This is a genomic window from Dongia sp. P2_B8, from assembly GCF_056404715.1.
Genome location: NZ_JBFUDM010000008.1, coordinates 110,797 through 128,979, shown reverse-complemented (window position 1 = coordinate 128,979; position 18,183 = coordinate 110,797). Strand labels below are relative to the sequence as shown.

The window sequence follows — 18,183 nt, the reverse complement described above, 5'->3', positions numbered from 1 at the left end:
AGACACTATGAGCATCGTTCATTTCATCGGCGCCGGTCCAGGCGATCCCGACCTCATCACGGTCAAGGGCCGCCGTCTCATCGAACAGGCGCCGGTGGTGCTTTATGCCGGATCGCTGGTGCCGCAGGGCATCGTGGGTCTCGCGCGGCCGGACGCCCGTGTCATCGACACGGCGCCGTTGCATCTCGATGAGATCGTTGCCGAGATGGAGCGCGCCCACCAAGCCGGCCAGGATGTGGCGCGCGTTCATTCCGGCGACCCCTCCATCTACGGCGCCATCGGCGAACAGATGCGCAGGCTGGATGCGCTGGGCATTCCCTACGACGTCATCCCTGGTGTCCCCGCTTTTGCCGCAGCAGCTGCCTTGCTGAAGACCGAACTCACTTTGCCCGGCGTCAGCCAGAGCATCGTCATCACGCGCGTGCAGGGTTCTTCGTCGCCGATGCCGCCCCGCGAGGATCTCGCCACCTTGGGCGCTGCCGGCGCCACGCTGGCACTCCATCTCTCGGTCAAGAGCATGGCCAAGGTGGTGCGCGACCTCACTCCACACTATGGCGCCGATTGCCCGGTGGTGGTGGTCTACCGCGCTTCCTGGCCCGATGAGGCCGTGGTGCGCGGAACACTCGCCGATATTGAAGGCAAGCTCGCCGGCAGCGACATTGCCCGCACCGCGCTCATTCTTGTGGGTCGTGTCTTCGGCAGTGCCGATTTCAACGACAGCCAGCTCTATAAGGCGACACACCAGCATCTCTACCGCACGGAATGACGGCATGACGCCATCCATCTGGCGCCATGCTGATTTCCGCCGCCTGATGTCGGCTCTCATCGTCTCGCAACTGGGGGCAAAGCTCGCCCGCGAAGCATTGCCATTGACCGCCGTCCTGGTGCTGGGCGTCGGGCCGATCGCCATGTCGTCGCTCAGTATTGCAGCGAGCCTCCCCACCTTGCTGATGGCGCTCCATGCCGGGGCTTTTCTCGACCGCATCCGCCGCCGGCCCAGCATGATCGTCGCTGACTTTGCACGCTTCCTGCTGCTCCTCACCGTGCCGGTTGCGGCCTATCTGGGCTGGCTTGGCATCGGCCAGCTGTGCCTGGTGGCGTTTGTCGTCTCCAGTCTCACGCTGGCCTTCGACGTTGCCGATCAGGCCTATCTGCCGGGCCTGGTCGGGCGCGGCCAGATTCTGGGTGCCAATGCGGCGAAGGAAGCCAGTGATGCTGCAACCGAGATTGTCGGTCCACCTTTGGGCGGCCTGCTGGTGCAGGCGATCGGCGGGCCGCTCACGATTCTCCTCGATGCAGTGAGCTATCTTTTCTCGGCCCTGTTCCTGCTGCGCATCAAGGCGCCGGAAGACTCACCCGCCCTGACAGTGAAGCCTGACCTCCGCGCCGAGATCCGGGATGGTCTCAGGATCATCTGGCATGATTCCGTGCTGCGGCCGCTGTTGTTTGCACGCTTCATACGTGCCTTCTTCGGCAGCATGATCGGGCCTTTCTACGTGCTCTATCTGGTGGGCGACTTGAGGCTCTCCCCCTTCGCCCTCGGCCTCATCATCGCCACGGGCGGTGCTGCCAGCCTCATCGGTGCCGCCTGGGCGCCAACGCTGGCCAGGTGTTTCCCGATCGGGCCCGGCCTCGTCATCGCGTTTGCGGTGAAGGCATTGGGCCTTGCCTGCATTCCGTTCGCTGGCTTGCTGCTGGGCGTGTCGCCGACGCTGATGATCGTGTTCCTGATCCTGCAGCAATTGCTGGGCGATGGCAGCACCGGCTATTTCGTCGTGGTCGAGCGTAGCCTCAGGCAGCGCCGCGTGCCGGCTTCCTATCTCGCGCGCACCGGTGCCACGATCCGCCTTGTCAATGACGGGCCGTTGCCGTTCGCAGCGATGCTCGCCGGCTTCATGGCCGACGTCCATGGCCTCAACGCCATGATGTGGGTGGCCATCGCAGGTTATGTGTTTTCGCCCGTGGTGGCGTTCTTCTCCGACGTGCGGAAGTTGCGCGGTCTCTAGCGCTGCGCAAACCCCGCCTTGCCCACCAGCTTGCCCTTGCGGTCGAAGACCAGCAATTCGATGTCGATCTGGTTGTCCGATTCACGCAGCGCCACATCGCGGGCCGATTGCGCGATGTCGGCGCCGATAGGCACGCCGGCTTCCGTGCAAAGCTCCAGCGCTTCCATCGCCGTGTTGCCGGCGCGGATCCGCGCACCCAGCACCGCATCGCCGCCCAGGGCCAGCGCACGTTCCGCAAGACGACCAAGATCGATCTGGCTGCGGCCGGAATGAAGATCGAGATGACCCTCGGCGAGTTTTGCCATCTTGGCAAAACCACCGGCCAAGGTGAGGTGCCGGATCGGATGATGGCGCAGATATTTCAGCACGCCGCCGGCAAAATCGCCCATGTCGATGAAGGCGAACTCCGGCAGGCCGTGAATCTTTCCGACCGCCGCTTCCGTGGTCGACCCGGTGCAGGCCGCAGCATGGATGAGACCGGCGGCGCGGATGACATCGATGCCGCGATGAATGGAGGCGATCCAGGCGGCACAGGAAAAGGGATGCACGATGCCGGTCGTCCCCAGGATCGAAATGCCGCCGACGATGCCAAGGCGGGGATTCCAGGTCTGCTTGGCGATCTCTGCCCCGCCGATGACCGAAATGGTGATTTCCGCATCCGGGTGCGTGCCATGTTCGGCGGCGACCTCGGCGAGGACCCCCACCATCATCGCGCGCGGGGCGGGGTTGATGGCAGGCTCGCCTGGGGGAATCGGCAGGCCGGCCTTGGTCACGGTACCCACCCCCTCACCGGCCTTGAAAACCGTTCCGGACCCGGGTGGCAATCGCCGCACTGTGGCCCGAATATGGGCGCCATGGGTCACATCCGGGTCGTCGCCAGCGTCCTTTATGATGCCAACCGACGCAAATTCGCCTGTCAAGGCCGGTTCCAGCAGAGGAAAGGTGGGTTTTTCGCCCTTCGGCAGGGAAATTGTGACGTTTTGGGCGAATGTTCCTGTCAAAATGGCCGAAAAAGCAGCTTTTGTGGCTGCTGTGGCACAGCAGCCCGTGGTCCAGCCACGCCGCAATTCACCCAAAGGTTTCCGGGAATTATCGGTCTCTGTCGTGTTTTTACCGGTCATGACGCTATTTTATGGGCCGATGTCTTTTGCTGGCTAGTCCCGGCGCGATCTTCGGCTAATTTGTGGGTCATGGATAAGCTATTCGCGACATTGCCGGATTTGGAATCGGGCTGGGTCTGGTTGACCGGCGCCGGTCCGGGCGATCCGGGCCTCCTCACGCTGCTCGCCGTCAAGGCGTTGGCCCAGGCGGATGTCATCGTTTATGACGCGCTGGTCGATAAATCGATTCTGGACCTCTCCCGCGATGGTGCCGTCCTGGAATATGCGGGCAAACGCGGTGGCAAGCCTTCGTCCAAGCAGCCGGATATTTCGCTGCGTTTGGTGCAGCTGGCGCGCGAGGGCAAGCGGGTCCTCCGCCTCAAAGGCGGCGACCCCTTCGTGTTCGGGCGCGGCGGTGAAGAAGCCCTGACCCTGGTTGAACACGGCATTCCCTTCCGCATCGTGCCGGGCATTTCGGCGGGCATCGGTGGCCTTGCTTATGCCGGTATCCCGGTCACGCATCGCGATTGCAATGCCGCGGTCGCTTTCGTCACGGGCCATGATGCGACCGGCGAGATTCCGGACTCCGTCGACTGGGCCTCGCTCGCCAAGGGCGCCCCCGTGATCGTGCTCTACATGGCGCTGAAACATCTCGACCGCATTGCCGAGCGGTTGATGGCGGCCGGCCGCGCGGCCAATGAACCCGTGGCCGTCATCGCCAAGGCCACCACCGCCGAACAGCGGGTGCTGGAAACGACCTTGTCGCGTGCCGCCAGTGACGCGGCCGACGCCGGCATCGAACCGCCGGCCATGGTGGTGGTGGGCGAAGTCGTGCGCCTGCGCGCAGCCATGGATTGGCTGGGCGCCATCGGCGGCAAGCGCCTGACCCCTGATCCGCTCGGCCGGCGTCACCGCGACCAGACGGGTTAAGCGCATCTTGTCGCGCGGCCTCATCATCGCCGCACCCGCCTCGGGCAGCGGCAAGACCCTCACGACCCTTTCCCTTCTCAGCCTCTTCAAGGCACGCGGTGTCCGCGTTGCCGGTTGCAAGGCAGGGCCTGATTATATCGACCCCGCCTTCCATGCCGCGGCGACAGGTGTCCCCTGTTTTAACCTCGACATCTGGGCGATGCGCAAACCGGCGCTGGATGGCCTCATGGCGCATCAGGCAGCCCGCGCCGATCTCATCATCGTCGAAGGTGTCATGGGCCTGTTCGACGGCGTCCCCGGCAAGGGCGGCCGCGAGAACGGGTCGACCGCAGAGCTTGCGCGCCATCTCGGCCTCCCCATCCTGCTGGTGGTGAATGCCAAGGGGCAGGGCGCGACCGCCGGGGCGGTGCTCGAAGGGCTGATGCGCCACGATCCGGCACAGAAATTTGCCGGAATCATCTTCAACAATATCGGCGGCGGCGTGCATCGCGAGATTTTGGCCGATGCGGCAGCGGCGGCGGGCATCAAGGTGCTGGGCTATCTGCCGCGTGTTGCCGCACTCAAAGTGCCCGAGCGGCATCTGGGACTGGTCCAGGCCCGCGAGCATGAGGGCCTTGAAGCCTTCTTCGCCGCCGCCCGCGATGCTTTCATCGATTGCGTCGATCTCGATGGCATCGAAGCGGTGGCAGGGTCGATCACGGCGCAAAGCACAAAGCTTGCACCCCTGCTGCCGCCCTTGGGGCAGCGCATCGCGGTCGCCGACGATGCGGCCTTTGCCTTTGCCTATCCTTTTCATCTCGAAGCCTGGGCGGCGGCGGGGGCCGAGATTCTGCCGTTCTCACCCTTGGCCGATGAAGCGCCGCGACCTGATGCCGATGCGATCTTCCTGCCTGGCGGCTATCCGGAACTCCATGCGGGCCGGCTCGCGGCCAATACCAACTTCTTGAACGGGTTGAGGTCTGCAGCGTCGAACAGCACGCTGATCTACGGCGAATGTGGTGGCTATATGACCCTGGGCACCGGCCTCATCGATGCCGATGGGCAACGCCACGCCATGGCGGGGCTGCTGCCGGTCGAAACCAGCTTCGCCCAGCGCAAGCTGCATCTTGGCTATCGCCAGGCAAGCTTGCTGGCGGCGGCGCCTTTTGCGCAGGCCAAGAGTCGGTTCCGAGGCCATGAGTTCCACTATGCCAGCATCCTCAGCGAAGGTGACGGGCCGGCCTTGTTCCAGGCCGCGGAGTCGCGCGGTCGCGACCTCGGCGCTGTCGGCCGGCGGCGGGGCAGTGTCATGGGGTCCTTCATGCACCTCATCGACCGCGCAACCGATTGAAGCGCCCAGGGATTGAAGCGCCCAGGGATTGAAGCGCTTGCCAAGGTGCGGCGGTTTCGGGCACCTTAAATGCCTCAGTTGATTGAGACGTGCTGCGACCAGAAAAGTCGCTGTCAGGGATAAAGGCGCACGCGGATCTGTCACGAGGCAATCTTCATCCTATTGCCGAGGACGATCATGACCCTGACCCGCCTCGCGGCTGCGGCCGCCCCGACTTTCTCTGCGTTGATTACGTTCCCTGTGTTGACTTTCGTTGCCACCCCCGCCTTCGCGCATACCGGTCTCCATGGTCTCGGTTTCGCAGCCGGCCTCTCGCATCCTTTCAACGGCCTCGATCATCTGCTGGTAATGGCTGGTATCGGTGTCTGGGCGGCGCAATTGGGTGGGCGCAATCTGTGGCTGGTGCCGCTCGCCTTCGTTGCCACCATGATCCTCGGCGCGATGCTGGCGCTCGCTGGTTTTCCGCTGCCCGATGTCGAGCTCGGCGTCGCCGGATCGGTCATCGTCATCGGCCTGCTGGTCAGCCTTGGCACGCGCATGCCGAGTGCCGCTGCCGGTGCCTTGGTGGCGCTGATGGCCCTCTTCCACGGCCATGCCCATGGGACGGAGCTGCCGTCGATGGCCTCGGCCTGGAGCTACGGCGCCGGCTTCGTGCTGACGACCGGCGCGCTCCATCTCGTCGGGCTGGGTCTCGGGTGGGCGGTATTCAACTACGCCAAGCCGGCGGTCCTGAAGATTGCCGGTGCGGTGACCGTCATTGCCGGCGGCGCCATGGTGGCTGGGTTTTAGGCGCCAACTTATTATCCATCATACCCGGGCTTGACCCGGGCATCCACACTCTCAATGGCACCAGTGGGTCCCCGGGTCTTCACCCGGGGATGACGGCTGAGGGAGTGATGCGACGCGAGGGAGCGGTGATTCCTGTCTCATCCTCCCACGGATACCCGCTATGCAAAGGCGGGCGTCGTCTTGGGGCGTATAATCGCTATGATGAACCGGTCAGGTCCCTAGAACCGCGATAAAGCGATCGTCCGATCTCCATGAGTACCGAAGCCCTTGCCGACCGACCCCCTCTGGGTCGACCCCCCTGGCATGCGCCCGTGACGCGTCCGGGCCCCGTGCTCTTTGCGACGCTCTTCACACTCGATTCCATCGCTCGCGCTATCATCGCGCCGGTCATTCCGCTGGCAGCGCTTGAGCTTTTAGGCTCGGCGCGCAATGTCAGTGTGGCGGTGACCGTGGTGGGCATCGCCGGTGTCTGCATGGCGCTGGTGCTGCCGACCATCATCCATCTGTGGCGGCCGCGTGCCACCTATCTGATGGCGATCGGCATGCTGGGTGTTGCGTCCCTGCTGATGGCGTCGCAAACGCTGACCGGCTTTGGTGGCGGCTGGATGCTGCGCGCCATGGCGGCAGCGGGCCTCCTCGGCCTCCTCAACATCTATATCGCCGGCTTCATCGAGAAGCGCGACCTCGCGAAATCGGAACCGCTGCGCACCTTCTTCTCGGCCACGGCCTGGGTCGGTGGGCCGTTCCTCGGTATCCGGCTCTACGAGATCTGGCCGGTCCTCCCCTTCCTGGTCTCGATCGCCGCAGCCGTCATCCTGTTCTTCTATTTCCAGGCGCTGCATCTGCAGGCGCCATCGCCGGCCCTGATGCGCGTGGGCTTCACGCCCAGTGGGTTCAAGCCGGGGAGGAATATCCGGCGCTACTTCTCACAAAAGCGCCTGACTCTGGCCTGGGTCTTGAATTTCGGCCGCGAGATGTGGTGGGTGACGCTCTTCACCTATGCGCCCATCTATCTGGTGCAGGCGGGTAAGCCTGCGGTCGAAGCGGGCAATCTCATTTCCTCCTGCACCGCCTTGCTGTTTGTCAGCCTGTTCTTGGGCTGGCTCGGGCGCCGCATCGGCCTGCGCCGCTTCATCTGTGGTGGATTCCTCTGGGTTTCCTGTGCCACCTTCGCCGTGGTGTGGTTCCGCGACCAGCCCGATATTGCAAGCTGGATGCTGATCGTCTCCGCCGTGGGTGCGGTATCCTTGGATTCCGTGGCGGTGGTGACGTTCCTGCGTGCGGTGCGGGGCTGGGAACGGCCGCAGATGACCATGGTGTTCAGCATCTACCGTGATGCCGCGGCCCTCATCCCGCCGGCCGTGTTCGCGATTCTGCTCAGCTTCTTCCCGCTGCCGGTGGTATTCCTGGTCAATGCCTGCTTTGCGCTGTTCTGCGCGCTGCTGGCGTTGAAACTCCCCCGCAGCCTTTAGGTTGCAACTTGATCGGGGCTCTCTTTAGGGCAGCGGATAGAGCAGCTCGAACCGCTCGCATACGACCGGCAGATCCGGGCGCCAGGCAATGCCGATGCGCTGGCAGCTGCGCCTGAAATAACGTTCATGGGCGTTCTGCCAATAGCCAAGGCTGCCATCGCCTTCACCTTCGGCTGCGGCAAAATCGGCATCGACCTGGTTGAAGGGCAGGATCTCGACGCGGGTAGAGCGCAAGATCATTAGCGGCGTGCCCTGGAAATCGGTGACCAGGCTGAGCCCGCCCTGCCGCGGCAGCGCCACCCCCTCTGCTTCCATTTCCGCGACGAGGCCGGTGGTCGCACGTTTCGGCCCATGGAGAACCAGCCCGGCCAGCGACATCGCCAGTTCCTGACTGTCGCCGAAGAACCAGATGTCGGCGTCGACCTCTGCCGGCAAAGAGGACACGGATTGCCGGGCTGCGGCCCAGAAGGCCTTGATCGCGGGGGATATCTGCGGGTCGGAACTCATGAAGGGCTCTCTCATGGAAACTTGTCGCACATCGCCATGATGCCGGGCCAAGGTCAAGCGGGTGATTGCAAAGCCGGGCTTGGTTGCTGCGGAACGTGCTAATCTCAAGATCCAAAATAGCTGGAGCCCAAGGATATATGAGCGACAACGGGGGGGAACATAAGGCCGGCCAATCCTTTCCGGATTTCGCGCCGACCCCTGAAATCATCACGTCGAACCGGATCCGCCGCCTGGTGGCCTATTGGCAATCATGTTGCGGTGGCCGGCAGATGCCGGGACGCGCCGATATCGATCCTGCCGATATTCTCGATCTGCTGCCCAATGTGGTCATGGTCGATATCGAGCAGCCGTTCCGTATTCGCTATCGCCTGGTCGGAACCCAGGTAGTGGATTTCAACCGGCTCGATTTCACCGGCCGCTATCTCGATGAATTGCGCTGGGACACGCATGGCCGCTACACGCGCGCCTATCAGCTTGTCCTTGAGCTCAAGGCGCCGATATTTGGCCTGGATGCCTGGCCGTTGGCAGGTGAGATGACCGGACGCAGCGAAATCGCGATCCTGCCTTTGTCATCGGACGGGGCCGTGGTCGATCGCTGCCTGTCGATGGAGGATTTTCTGTTCTCGCAACACCAGATCACGCGCGCACCGCCCATCGTCCGCATCTGACGACGAATTAGGCCAGCAGCTTGTCGATATCCTGGGCAAGCTTCACATCGCGGGCGCTCAAGCCCTTGCAGTCATGGGTCGTCAGCGTGATCTCGACCTTGTTATAGACGTTGAACCATTCGGGATGATGATCCTGCGCCTGCGCCAGCAAGGCGACCCGGTTCATGAAACCCCAGGCCTCGATGAAATCCTTGAACTTGAAAGCACGATGGATGGCGTCCTTGCCGTCCACCATCTGCCACGAGGCAAGCGTCGCCAGCGCAGCTTTCCGTTCGGCATCGGTCAGTTTGGCGATCATGTCTGTGTTCTCCTCGGCGCGTCAGCGGACAAGCGGCGCCAGATATTGCGGAATGCTCTGTTCCAGCCGGGTATTCAAATCCTTCATCGCGGAATCGAGGAGGTTGAACAGCACGACTTCGCGCTGATTGAGCGTCAGATCCTCGGCCACGGTCTGTGAGCGGGTCACCGTTTCCGTGAGACTGCCGGCTTTGCCCAGCAGTGGATTGCCGGCCTCGATCTTCACGGTGAGGGTCAGCTCATAGCGGTCAGACTGTTCGTTCTTCAAGGCGGCGTCGAGACCGGATGAACGAGGCAGCGGGATGCGAACGGCGCGCGCATTGACGATGGTGAAATTGGCCTGGCCGCGCTCGCCCACCGCCCGCAGTCGGTCGCGCGCCCAATCGGCCACCAGTTTCTCCGGCAGTTCCGGATACTCGGCCCCATTGTCATCGGCATGGTCGGCGCTGCGATAGGCCGATTCGATCTCGATCTGCGCCACGTCCAGCTTGAAGGGTGCCAGGTGCTGGAAGGTGATGTCGGGAAAGCGTTGCCGCTCGGGCGGCGTGTCGCAACCGGCGGCAAGGCCCGTGGCGAGGAGGCCAAGCAGCAGCAAACCGAGGCGGGTAAGGGGGCGATGGGGCTGGGTCATGTCCTGGAATGGCTCGTCTGGAATACGGTGCCGGGATCAACGGCAGGTGGGTCGATCTGTTCCCGGTATGGGTCTCGAAACTGCCAGTGGCGCCGTGGGTGGGCAAGTGGGATCCGATTTCTCATTTGCAATTGCAAATCATTTGCAATTAGAATTCCGGCTGGCTAGGATGCCGGCAGATCGAAACCCGCCCTTCCGAGGATCCCCGCCGAGGACCCCTGCCAAGGACCCCCGCCAAGGACCAGGAGGGCAGCTTACTGAAGGTTAGCGCATGGCAGCCAACGACAATGCCTGTTCACACCATCCGGACACTTTGCTTGGCGAGGACGGCAGCGAGACGTCTATCGAGTCGCTGCCATTTGCCAGTCAGTTCGCCATCTGGGCGGTGCGCGCCTGGGTGACGGCGTTGAAACTCGAACAGCCATTCGAGGCAATCGACGGCGGCACCTTCCGCAGACTCGACCTGCTGCCGGCGCAGCAGGCCCTGGATGAGCTGTTCATGACCATCGCCAGCGCCGCCACGCGCCAGATCGACATCCGCTGCTTGAAATGCCGCCATGTCAGCCCCGATGAGATGATCTTCCACCAAGCCCTGTCGGCAGCGCAGCATGGCGAAGCTTTCGCTGCCTATCACGAACTGCGTGCGTGGGTCCCGCCGGCCGCAGCGCGCATCGGCTTCAGCTCACTCGTCACCTTCGCTACCTTGCTGGCGCAGGCGGATTTGCGGTTGGCACCACGGGCGCACCGTCTCGATGAGGGATCGGTGACGGCAGCGCGAGCCGGCAGCAGCACGGCGCAGTACGCGATGCCGCAGCCAACGCTGCACTGATCTGGCGCGATCATCGATATGTCAATGTTCCTAGGACGTTAGCAATCAATTAACCTTGCGGGTAAAGTGCTTGCGAGACATCATCATACGATGAGACCTCGCGTTGCCAGCATCGCGCGCGGGCCATATCCGTCGCCGATGGTGTGGTGATGACATTGGCCGCCAGCGCACGCCCGCATCGGATGCCCGTTGCCATGTCAGGGAGCGCTGCATCCGCTACCGAGGTGGCGCCGGCGTTTCTGGAATCAACGCATCTTGCAGACTATGTCGGTACACACCGTACGCAGCGCCATATCTCCTGGCTGCTTATCGCCATTCCCCTCATCATCCTGCTGGTGGGCTTCCTTGCCACCTATGTCATCTATGCGGAACTGACGCGCCGCGCCGACGATACGTGGCGCGAGATCGCACAGAATCAGACTGAGCGCCTGGACGATGCGTTGCTCGATGTGCTGCGTGCGACGCAAGTGCCTGTGCGTGCCGTGACGGGCCTCTTCCTCGGGTCCGAGAATGTCACCGAATCAGAATTCAACCGCGCCATCGCAGCGCTCACCACCAATGATCTGGCACCCAGCACGATCTCGATTGCCTATCTGACGGCCGGCCCACGGGGCGATTATCAAATGCCGTTCGGAACTGGTCTGGAGCGCTATGGCAAATTCGGCCATGACCCGGCGAAGTGGGCGGGGCTGGTGGCCGCGGCGGACCTCGCCGCCCAGCAGCCGCAGCATCTGCTGCTCTCGCCCGTCCCGATGTTCCATGACACGATCGGTCCGCGCTTTGCCCTGGTGGTGGCCTTGCAAGGCGGCCCGCATCCGCCCTTGCTGGTGGCGCCGCTCAATCTTGAGGAAATACTCGCAACCTTCGTTGCCGAGAAAGTGCCATCGGGACTGCATCTCGGCCTCGCCCACCGCACCATGATCGAGGGCGAAACATTCGCCGTCACCTTCCATCCGCTGCCCGGCGATCCCAGCATGACGACGCTGGGCCAATTTGCTCTTGCGACACAGGAGACACTGACGTCGCGCTTGGCCTTTGCCGGTGCCGAATGGCAGCTCACCTGGTCACTGGCGCCGACCTTCCAGGGCGGGCCGAACCGCAATCTCGCCAATGCCGTGCTTATTGGCGGCCTGTGTTTTTCAGTGCTCTGCGCGCTGCTGTTCCTGCTGGCGCGCCACGAGATCAAGCGCGAGCGGGCCTTGTCGGCGACCGCCAAGCAGGCTGCCGAGATGTTCCGCCGCCATGTGGTCGAGCTGTCGCTGGCACGCGACGCCGCCGAACAGGCCAACCGTGCAAAGTCCCAGTTCCTGGCCAATATGAGTCACGAATTACGCACACCCTTGAATGCCATCATCGGTTTCTCCGACATGATGCGCCTTGGCATCTGCGGGCAGATGGAAGATGAGCGGCAGCGCGACTGCGTCAAACATATCAGCGACAGCGGATCGCACCTGCTGCACCTCATCAGCGACATCCTGGATACAGCGAGAATCGAAAACGGCCAGGTCGAATTGCAGGAAGAAGAGCACGATGCCGTCATCCTCGCGCGCGAAGCCATCACGTTTCTGCAGCCTGCCGCCAATACCAAGAATGTCATCTTGAAGCTGGACGCCGGGTCGGACCTGCCGCCTTGGCTGGTCGATCATCGTGCCGCGCTGCAGATTCTCGGCAATCTGCTGACCAATGCCGTCAAATTCTCCGGGCGCGGCAGCACGGTGCTCGTTCGCCTGCAGAAGACCATGGACGAGGGATTGATGATCGATGTCGCCGACCAAGGGCCTGGCATCGCCCCCGCCGTCCTGCCGCGCATCTTCGAGCGCTTCTCGCGCGGCGACCCGATGACCGCGGGCAAGGAGGAAGGTCTGGGCCTGGGCCTGTGGATCGTGCGCAGCCTGGTTGAAATGCATGGCGGCGAGATCAAGGTCGACAGCATTCTTGGCCGCGGCACGACCGTGCGACTCTATTTTCCGCCGCGGCAGAACGCGGCGATGACGATCGAGCCGGCCATCGATCCGGTGACGATTCCGGCCGACTGATCGATCTCAGGTGTCGGCGCCAGTGTCGGCCCCAGTGTCGACCCCGGGCGTCACATCACTCAGGGCAAAGCGATATTCGCTGTTGCAGAATTCGCAGGTCACCACCAGCGAGCCGTCGATGGCGAGGTCATGGAGCTCGTCTGATGCCAGGGATTTCAGCACGTTCTCGACCCGGCCGCGCGAGCAGCGGCATTGCGCCTGCAGGGGATGGCCGGTGAAGACGCGGACACCGTCCTCGTGGAACAGGCGATAAAGCAGATCGTGGATGCCGGTTTCCGGGCCCAGCAGCTCGCGGTCCTGGGTGCTGGCCATCAGGGCCACAGCACGGCGCCAGGCGTCCTCGGCTTCTTCGGTGCCGGCGTCGAACGCATCGTCGTTGCGGCCGTGCCAATCATGGGGCGTCGATCCGTCGGGCGTCCAGCCACCCTGCGAGCTGCCTTGTGCCGGCAGGCGCTGCAGCATGATGGCACCTGCCCGCCAGCCATCCGCATGATGCTCGATCGCCAGCTTGAAGGCGGCCTGCAATTGCTCCGACTGGCGGAAATAATGGTGGATGCATTCGACCAGGCTGGTCCCCTCCAGCTCGACGATGCCTTGATAGCGTTCAGCGTGCTCACCCTGGTCGACCGTGAACGCAAGATAGCCGCCGCCCGTAAGACGCATAAGATTGACGGAGGCAGCCGGAATGGCTGCCACCGCCTTCTCATCGAACTGCGCATAGCCGCGGACATTGCCGGCTGAGGTGACGTCGGCCACCAGCACGCGGACGGCGCCATTGCCCTTGGCCTGCAGGGTGAAGACGCCCTCATATTTCAGGGTCGCCGCCAGGATGGCGGCCAGGGCCATCATTTCGGTGAGCAGATGTGCCACCGGCTCCGGATAGGCATGCTTGGCGATGATCTCGCTCGCCACCTGGTCGATGCGGATCAGGCGGCCACGTACGCCATGGCCTTCGATCTGGAACGGCTGGACGAAATCGCTGGCGGGTGGGACCAGGGTGGCTGCTTCCATGGACGTCATATTAAAGCAGACCGAGGCACCAATAAAGAATCCCCTGCTGGGCATGGAGACGGTTTTCCGCCTCGTCCCACACCACCGATTGCGGCCCGTCGATCACGGCGGCAGTCATTTCATCGCCGCGATGGGCCGGCAGACAGTGCATGAAGATGGCATCGGGTTTGGCGATTTTCATCAGTTTTTCGTCGACCTGGAAGCGCCGCAATTGCTCGGTCCGGTCGAAGGAATCGGCATCCCCCATCGAAACCCAGGTGTCGGTCACGATGCAGTCGGCACCCTTGACCGCTTCCTGTGGATTGTCGGAGATCTTGACCTTGCCGCCCTGGGCGTGTGCCCAATTGATGACGTCGCGCGGTGGCGCGAGATTGGCCGGGCAGGCGATGTTGAGTTCGAAGTCGAAGCGCACGGCGGCATGGATCCAGCTCGTTGCCATGTTGTTGCCATCGCCCGACCAGGTGATACGCTTGCCCTGGATGGGGCCGCGATGTTCCTCAAAGGTCATGACGTCCGCCATCAGCTGGCAGGGATGGGTGCGGTCGGTGAGGCCGTTGATGACCGGCACCGTGGCGTTCTCCGCCAGTTCCATCAGCTTTTGTTCGCGGGTCGTCCTCACCATGATGCAATCGACATAACGTGAGAGCACGCGGGCCGTGTCGGCCACGGTCTCGCCACGGCCGAGCTGCGAGCTCTCGCGCTCAAGCACCACGACCTCGCCGCCCAAGCTCTTCATGCCGATCTCGAAGGAGACGCGGGTGCGGGTCGAGGGCTTTTCAAAGATCATGGCCAGCGCTTTGCCGGCGAAGGGCTTGGCGTTGCCGTTCGGGAAGTCCTTCGCCTTCACGGCCTTCGAGGTATCGACGATGCGCCGCAGGTCGGCCGCCGACATGATGTCGAGGTCGAGGAAATGTTTCGGCGTTGTCAGTTTGGCAGATGTCATTTTCAGGCAGCTTTCGCTTGGGCCGCAACCGTGGCCAGCATATCGATGGCGGAATCAATTTCCGCATTGGTGACGATGAGCGGCGGCAACAGGCGGATGGTGTTGTCGGCAGCGCCCACGGTCAGCAGACCGACACCGCGCAAGCGTTCCACCATCTCCGTGTTGACGACGCCGCTCGCGCATTTGAGACCGCGCATCAGACCCTTGCCGCGCTTGCTCTCGAATGCGCCGGGGAATCGTCGCAGCAGCTCGTCGATGCGTGCATCCAGATGCGCACTCACCTTGTTGACATTGGCAAGGAAGCCATCCGCCAGAATGATGTCGAGCACGGCATTGCCGACCGCCATGGCGAGCGGGTTGCCGCCGAAGGTCGTGCCATGGGCGCCGGGACCGAAGGCCGCCGCCACCTTGTTGGTGGCCAGGCAGACGCCCAACGGGAAGCCGCCGCCGATGCCCTTGGCGGTTGCCACGATATCCGGTGTCACGCCAGCCCATTCATGGGCAAAGAACTTGCCGGTACGTCCCACGCCGGATTGCACTTCGTCGAACATCAGCAGCAGGCCGAATTCGTCGCACACTTTGCGCAGGTTTTGCAGGAACTCGATGTCGGCGGCACGCATGCCGCCTTCGCCCTGCACGGGCTCGATCATGATGGCGGCCGTTTCCGGACCCACCTTGGCGCGCACTTCGTTGAGGTTGCCGAAGGCGCAATGATCGAAGCCGTCGACATTCGGCGCATAGCCCTTAAGGTACTTCTCATTGCCGGCGGCAGCGAGGGTCGAGAGGGTTCGGCCGTGGAACGAGCCTTCGAAGGCGATGACGCGGTAGCGCGCGGGATCGCCGAAATCGTCCTGATATTTGCGGATGAGCTTCAGCCCGCATTCGATCGCCTCGGCGCCGGAATTGGCGAAGAAGGCCTGGTCGGCAAAGGTGGCTTCGGTCAGCCGGTCGCCAAGACGGGTCTGCCCCGGCACCTGATAGAGGTTCGAGGTGTGCCATAGCTTCTGCGCCTGGTCGGTCAGCGCCTTCACCAGATGCGGGTGGCTGTGACCCAACGCCGTCACCGCGATGCCGCTGGCAAAATCGAGGAAACGTCGCCCATCGGCCGTGAAGAGATAGGCTCCTTCACCGCGCTCGAAGGCGAGCTCGGAACGGGCATAGGTCTGCATCAGGCTGGATGGCTTCTGGACGGTCATTTCTGCCTCTGGCGGGTCAAAAAAGGGCTCATTTGGGGTCGGTTGGGGCCGGAAAGCGGCGACTATCGGGAGATGGCCCCCTGCTGTCAACCGGTGGGTGATGCGTGGGGCTCTCGCGCAAGCTTCTTGCTCATATAGACGGTCGTGCCGTTCATAAAATCCTCTTCCCGGTCCACCGCATAGCCCAGCCGCCGGTAAAGCGACACATTGGCCTGGAATGCGCCATTTGTGAGCAGGCGGGCCTCGAAGCATCCCCGTTCGGCAGCCCTATGCTCGGCATGCGCCAACAGGCGCTGCCCGATCCCCCGGCCCTGGGCCTCCGGCACGACGGCGACATTCTCGATCCAAAGATGATCGCCATGCTGGATGGTTTCGATCAATCCCAGGATCTGGCCGTTTTCGACGACGACATCAAATTGGTGATCCTGCAGGGCCGTTTGATAGTCGACCTGCATGGGGCGCGGTTCACGACCGATCACGGGAATCCACTTTGCGTAGGCGGCGCGCACAATATTGCCGATGACCGCTGCCTCATCTGGCCCGGCCGGTCTGATGTCGATGGGTCTGATGTCGATGGTTGGGTCGATGGTCATTTACTGGCTCCGAAATGCAGATGCAAAAAACCCCGCCGACCGGGGGGTGGGCAGGGGACGCTTTGGTTGGACGACGGAAGCTTGGGAGCTATCTCCCGGCAGTTCTTCCTGTTCGCGCCATAAGCTGACCGCTCCGCACCAGGGTGCAGAATCGGCGTCGCTGGGAACATGCGGAAAGACGTGCAAGCATGCGGCCACTCTAAAAAAGAAACAGAAGGCGGTCAAGCAGCCTAGGGCTTCAGGCGATACCCGCGTCGGAACCAGCTATAGGCCAGGGCAAAGAGGCCGGCATTGACCGCGAGCAACACTGCGGCTCCGACCCAGGGGTTGGCCGATGCCGATCCGGTCATGCCGAAGCGGAAGCCGTCGATGATGTAGAAAACAGGGTTGAGGCGCACCAGATCCTGCGCCAGCGCCGGCAGGTTCTCGACCCGGTAGAAGAGGCCGGAGAGGAAGGAGAGCGGCAGCAGCATGAAGGTGTGGACGAGGGCGTAATTGTCCCACTTCTCCGCCCAGATACCGACCAGGATACCGATGAGCCCGTGCATCATGGCGCCCATGAGGCCGAAGAAGATCAGCGCCAGCGGCTCCATCAAGGTGAGCTCGGCAAAGAACAGCGAGACCAGGGCCACGGCGCCGCCGATCGTAAAGCCAGCGAGGCAGGCGCCGGCGAGATAGCCACAGACACGCTCAAGCGAGGTGAGCGGCGCCATCAGGAGATCGGCCATGACCCGCTCATGCTTGTCGAAGATGAACGAGAAGCAGGCATTCTCGAATGCTTTCTCGCAGGCGACGAAGATGATGAGGCCGGGCGCTATAAAGTTGAGGAGGTCGGCATTGCTGGCGCTGGTGCCGGATGTGCGGATCGCCAGATGAAAGACAGCGAGATAGAGCAGGCTGGAAATGACCGGCCCCAGGATCTGATAGTGATAGTCCTTGAGCCCGCGGCTGGCTTCACGCCGGGTGAGTGTGCCGAGGCCCAGCCAGTTGACCAGGCCGAAGCGCCGCAGCTTGCCGATCTGCCCGGATGCCGGCGCGCTCATGCCTTCAACCGGCTGCCGCGCTGGAAGCTCAAGAAATTTGCCAGTAGCAAAGCGGCATTGACGCCGATGAGCGCCAGGGCGCCGATGATCAGCGATCCGTCCGCATGGCCGATCATGCCGTAACGGAAGCCGTCGATCATGTAGAAGAAGGGGTTGAGGTGGGCGAGAAAGCGTCCCAGATCCGGCAGACGCTCGGTCGAATAGAAGGTGCCGGAGAGGAACGCCAAAGGCGTGATGATGAAGTTGGTGACCGCCGCCATATGGTCGAACTTCTCGGCATAAATGCCGGCAACGACACCGAGCTGCGCCAGCATGAGGCTGGCCATCACGCCGTAGAACAGCAGCGCGCTGACATGGGCCGCATGCAGCGGGACGAACACCCAGATGCCGGCGGCGGTGGCAAGGCCCACGACGATGCCGCGGGTGAGGCCGCCCAAGGCCAGGCCCAGCGTGATCTCCAGCGCCGACAAGGGCGGCATGAGCAGATCGACGATGTTGCCCTGGATCTTGGCGATCATCAGCGAGGAGGAGGCGTTGGCAAAGGCGTTCTGCGTCATGGCCATCATGATGAGGCCGGGCGCCAGGAATTCCATATAAGGAACACCGCCCACCAATTCGACCGAATGCCCCAGCGCCAGCACGAAGACGGCCAGGAACAGCAAGGTCGTCACCATCGGCGCCAGCACGGTCTGCGTGCCCACGGCCAGGAACCGGCGCACTTCCTTACGGTAGAGCGTCCACAGGCCGATCCAATTGACGGGGCCATAACGGCGGGGAGCAAGGGCAGGTGTCATGATGACGG

19 protein-coding genes are annotated in these 18,183 nt (G+C 63.1%); 9 read left to right on the top strand and 10 right to left on the bottom strand.

Annotated features, from left to right (window positions below):
- Window positions 1-7 precede the first annotated feature (7 nt).
- Together cobM and AC1DWZ_RS20530 are read left to right on the top strand one after the other, a co-directional pair.
- A complete protein-coding gene (cobM, locus tag AC1DWZ_RS20535) occupies window positions 8-766 on the top strand; it encodes a precorrin-4 C(11)-methyltransferase (RefSeq protein WP_477170808.1) in 759 nt (252 codons plus the stop codon).
- 4 nt (window positions 767-770) lie between these two features.
- Window positions 771-2,006, top strand: a complete 1,236-nt coding sequence (locus AC1DWZ_RS20530; RefSeq protein WP_477170807.1) for an MFS transporter — start codon at window positions 771-773, stop codon at window positions 2,004-2,006.
- Here AC1DWZ_RS20530 and AC1DWZ_RS20525 read toward each other — a convergent pair.
- On the bottom strand, window positions 2,003-3,127 hold the full coding sequence (locus AC1DWZ_RS20525; protein WP_477170806.1) for a cobalt-precorrin-5B (C(1))-methyltransferase: 1,125 nt from the start codon (window positions 3,125-3,127) through the stop codon (window positions 2,003-2,005). The genes AC1DWZ_RS20530 and AC1DWZ_RS20525 overlap by 4 nt on opposite strands.
- A 69-nt stretch (window positions 3,128-3,196) precedes the next feature.
- On the opposite strand from AC1DWZ_RS20525, the gene cobA reads away from it, so the two are divergent.
- The 4 genes from cobA to AC1DWZ_RS20505 all read left to right on the top strand — a co-directional run bounded on the left by cobA (window position 3,197) and on the right by AC1DWZ_RS20505 (window position 7,627).
- A complete protein-coding gene (cobA, locus tag AC1DWZ_RS20520; RefSeq protein ID WP_477170805.1) occupies window positions 3,197-4,036 on the top strand; it encodes a uroporphyrinogen-III C-methyltransferase in 840 nt (279 codons plus the stop codon).
- A 7-nt stretch (window positions 4,037-4,043) separates the two neighbouring features.
- Window positions 4,044-5,366: a cobyrinate a,c-diamide synthase gene (locus tag AC1DWZ_RS20515; protein WP_477170804.1), complete on the top strand. Its 1,323-nt coding sequence runs from the start codon at window positions 4,044-4,046 to the stop codon at window positions 5,364-5,366.
- Between the two features lie 177 nt (window positions 5,367-5,543).
- Window positions 5,544-6,155 (top strand): HupE/UreJ family protein, encoded by a 612-nt coding sequence (locus AC1DWZ_RS20510; RefSeq protein ID WP_477170803.1) that lies wholly within the window; start codon window positions 5,544-5,546, stop codon window positions 6,153-6,155.
- Window positions 6,156-6,466: 311 nt separating this feature from the next.
- Complete coding sequence (locus AC1DWZ_RS20505) at window positions 6,467-7,627, top strand: MFS transporter (RefSeq protein ID WP_477170802.1); 1,161 nt, start codon at window positions 6,467-6,469, stop codon at window positions 7,625-7,627.
- A 24-nt stretch (window positions 7,628-7,651) separates the two neighbouring features.
- On the opposite strand, the gene AC1DWZ_RS20500 is transcribed toward AC1DWZ_RS20505, so the two are convergent.
- The gene (locus AC1DWZ_RS20500; protein ID WP_477170801.1) at window positions 7,652-8,134 is read right to left on the bottom strand and encodes an ASCH domain-containing protein; all 483 of its coding nucleotides are present in this window, start codon (window positions 8,132-8,134) and stop codon (window positions 7,652-7,654) included.
- Between the two features lie 137 nt (window positions 8,135-8,271).
- Here AC1DWZ_RS20500 and AC1DWZ_RS20495 point away from each other — a divergent pair, with 137 nt between their 5' ends.
- Window positions 8,272-8,802, top strand: a complete 531-nt coding sequence (locus tag AC1DWZ_RS20495) for a PAS domain-containing protein (protein ID WP_477170800.1) — start codon at window positions 8,272-8,274, stop codon at window positions 8,800-8,802.
- A 7-nt stretch (window positions 8,803-8,809) separates the two neighbouring features.
- Here AC1DWZ_RS20495 and AC1DWZ_RS20490 read toward each other — a convergent pair whose 3' ends face one another.
- The gene (locus AC1DWZ_RS20490) at window positions 8,810-9,100 is read right to left on the bottom strand and encodes a 4a-hydroxytetrahydrobiopterin dehydratase (RefSeq protein ID WP_477170799.1); all 291 of its coding nucleotides are present in this window, start codon (window positions 9,098-9,100) and stop codon (window positions 8,810-8,812) included.
- A 21-nt stretch (window positions 9,101-9,121) separates the two neighbouring features.
- Window positions 9,122-9,730, bottom strand: a complete 609-nt coding sequence (locus tag AC1DWZ_RS20485; protein ID WP_477170798.1) for a hypothetical protein — start codon at window positions 9,728-9,730, stop codon at window positions 9,122-9,124.
- 271 nt (window positions 9,731-10,001) lie between these two features.
- Between AC1DWZ_RS20485 and AC1DWZ_RS20480 the strand changes: the two genes are divergently transcribed.
- A complete protein-coding gene (locus AC1DWZ_RS20480; RefSeq protein ID WP_477170797.1) occupies window positions 10,002-10,559 on the top strand; it encodes a hypothetical protein in 558 nt (185 codons plus the stop codon).
- A 194-nt stretch (window positions 10,560-10,753) separates the two neighbouring features.
- Window positions 10,754-12,595 carry a sensor histidine kinase gene (locus AC1DWZ_RS20475; protein ID WP_477170796.1) on the top strand — a complete coding sequence of 614 codons (1,842 nt, stop codon included), beginning with the start codon at window positions 10,754-10,756 and terminating at the stop codon, window positions 12,593-12,595.
- Window positions 12,596-12,601: 6 nt separating this feature from the next.
- Here AC1DWZ_RS20475 and hslO read toward each other — a convergent pair whose 3' ends face one another.
- From hslO to AC1DWZ_RS20445, 6 genes are all read right to left on the bottom strand, one after another.
- The gene (gene hslO / locus AC1DWZ_RS20470; protein WP_477170795.1) at window positions 12,602-13,606 is read right to left on the bottom strand and encodes an Hsp33 family molecular chaperone HslO; all 1,005 of its coding nucleotides are present in this window, start codon (window positions 13,604-13,606) and stop codon (window positions 12,602-12,604) included.
- Between the two features lie 10 nt (window positions 13,607-13,616).
- Window positions 13,617-14,549: an ornithine carbamoyltransferase gene (argF, locus tag AC1DWZ_RS20465; RefSeq protein WP_477170794.1), complete on the bottom strand. Its 933-nt coding sequence runs from the start codon at window positions 14,547-14,549 to the stop codon at window positions 13,617-13,619.
- Between the two features lie 2 nt (window positions 14,550-14,551).
- Entirely contained in the window at window positions 14,552-15,745 is a 1,194-nt protein-coding gene (locus tag AC1DWZ_RS20460) for an acetylornithine transaminase (RefSeq protein WP_477170793.1), read from the bottom strand.
- A gap of 86 nt (window positions 15,746-15,831) precedes the next feature.
- A complete protein-coding gene (locus tag AC1DWZ_RS20455) occupies window positions 15,832-16,338 on the bottom strand; it encodes a GNAT family N-acetyltransferase (protein ID WP_477170792.1) in 507 nt (168 codons plus the stop codon).
- A 230-nt stretch (window positions 16,339-16,568) separates the two neighbouring features.
- On the bottom strand, window positions 16,569-17,381 hold the full coding sequence (locus AC1DWZ_RS20450) for an ABC transporter permease (RefSeq protein ID WP_477170791.1): 813 nt from the start codon (window positions 17,379-17,381) through the stop codon (window positions 16,569-16,571).
- Window positions 17,378-18,175: an ABC transporter permease gene (locus AC1DWZ_RS20445; RefSeq protein WP_477170790.1), complete on the bottom strand. Its 798-nt coding sequence runs from the start codon at window positions 18,173-18,175 to the stop codon at window positions 17,378-17,380. Before AC1DWZ_RS20445 ends, AC1DWZ_RS20450 begins: the two co-directional genes overlap by 4 nt.
- Window positions 18,176-18,183 lie beyond the last annotated feature (8 nt).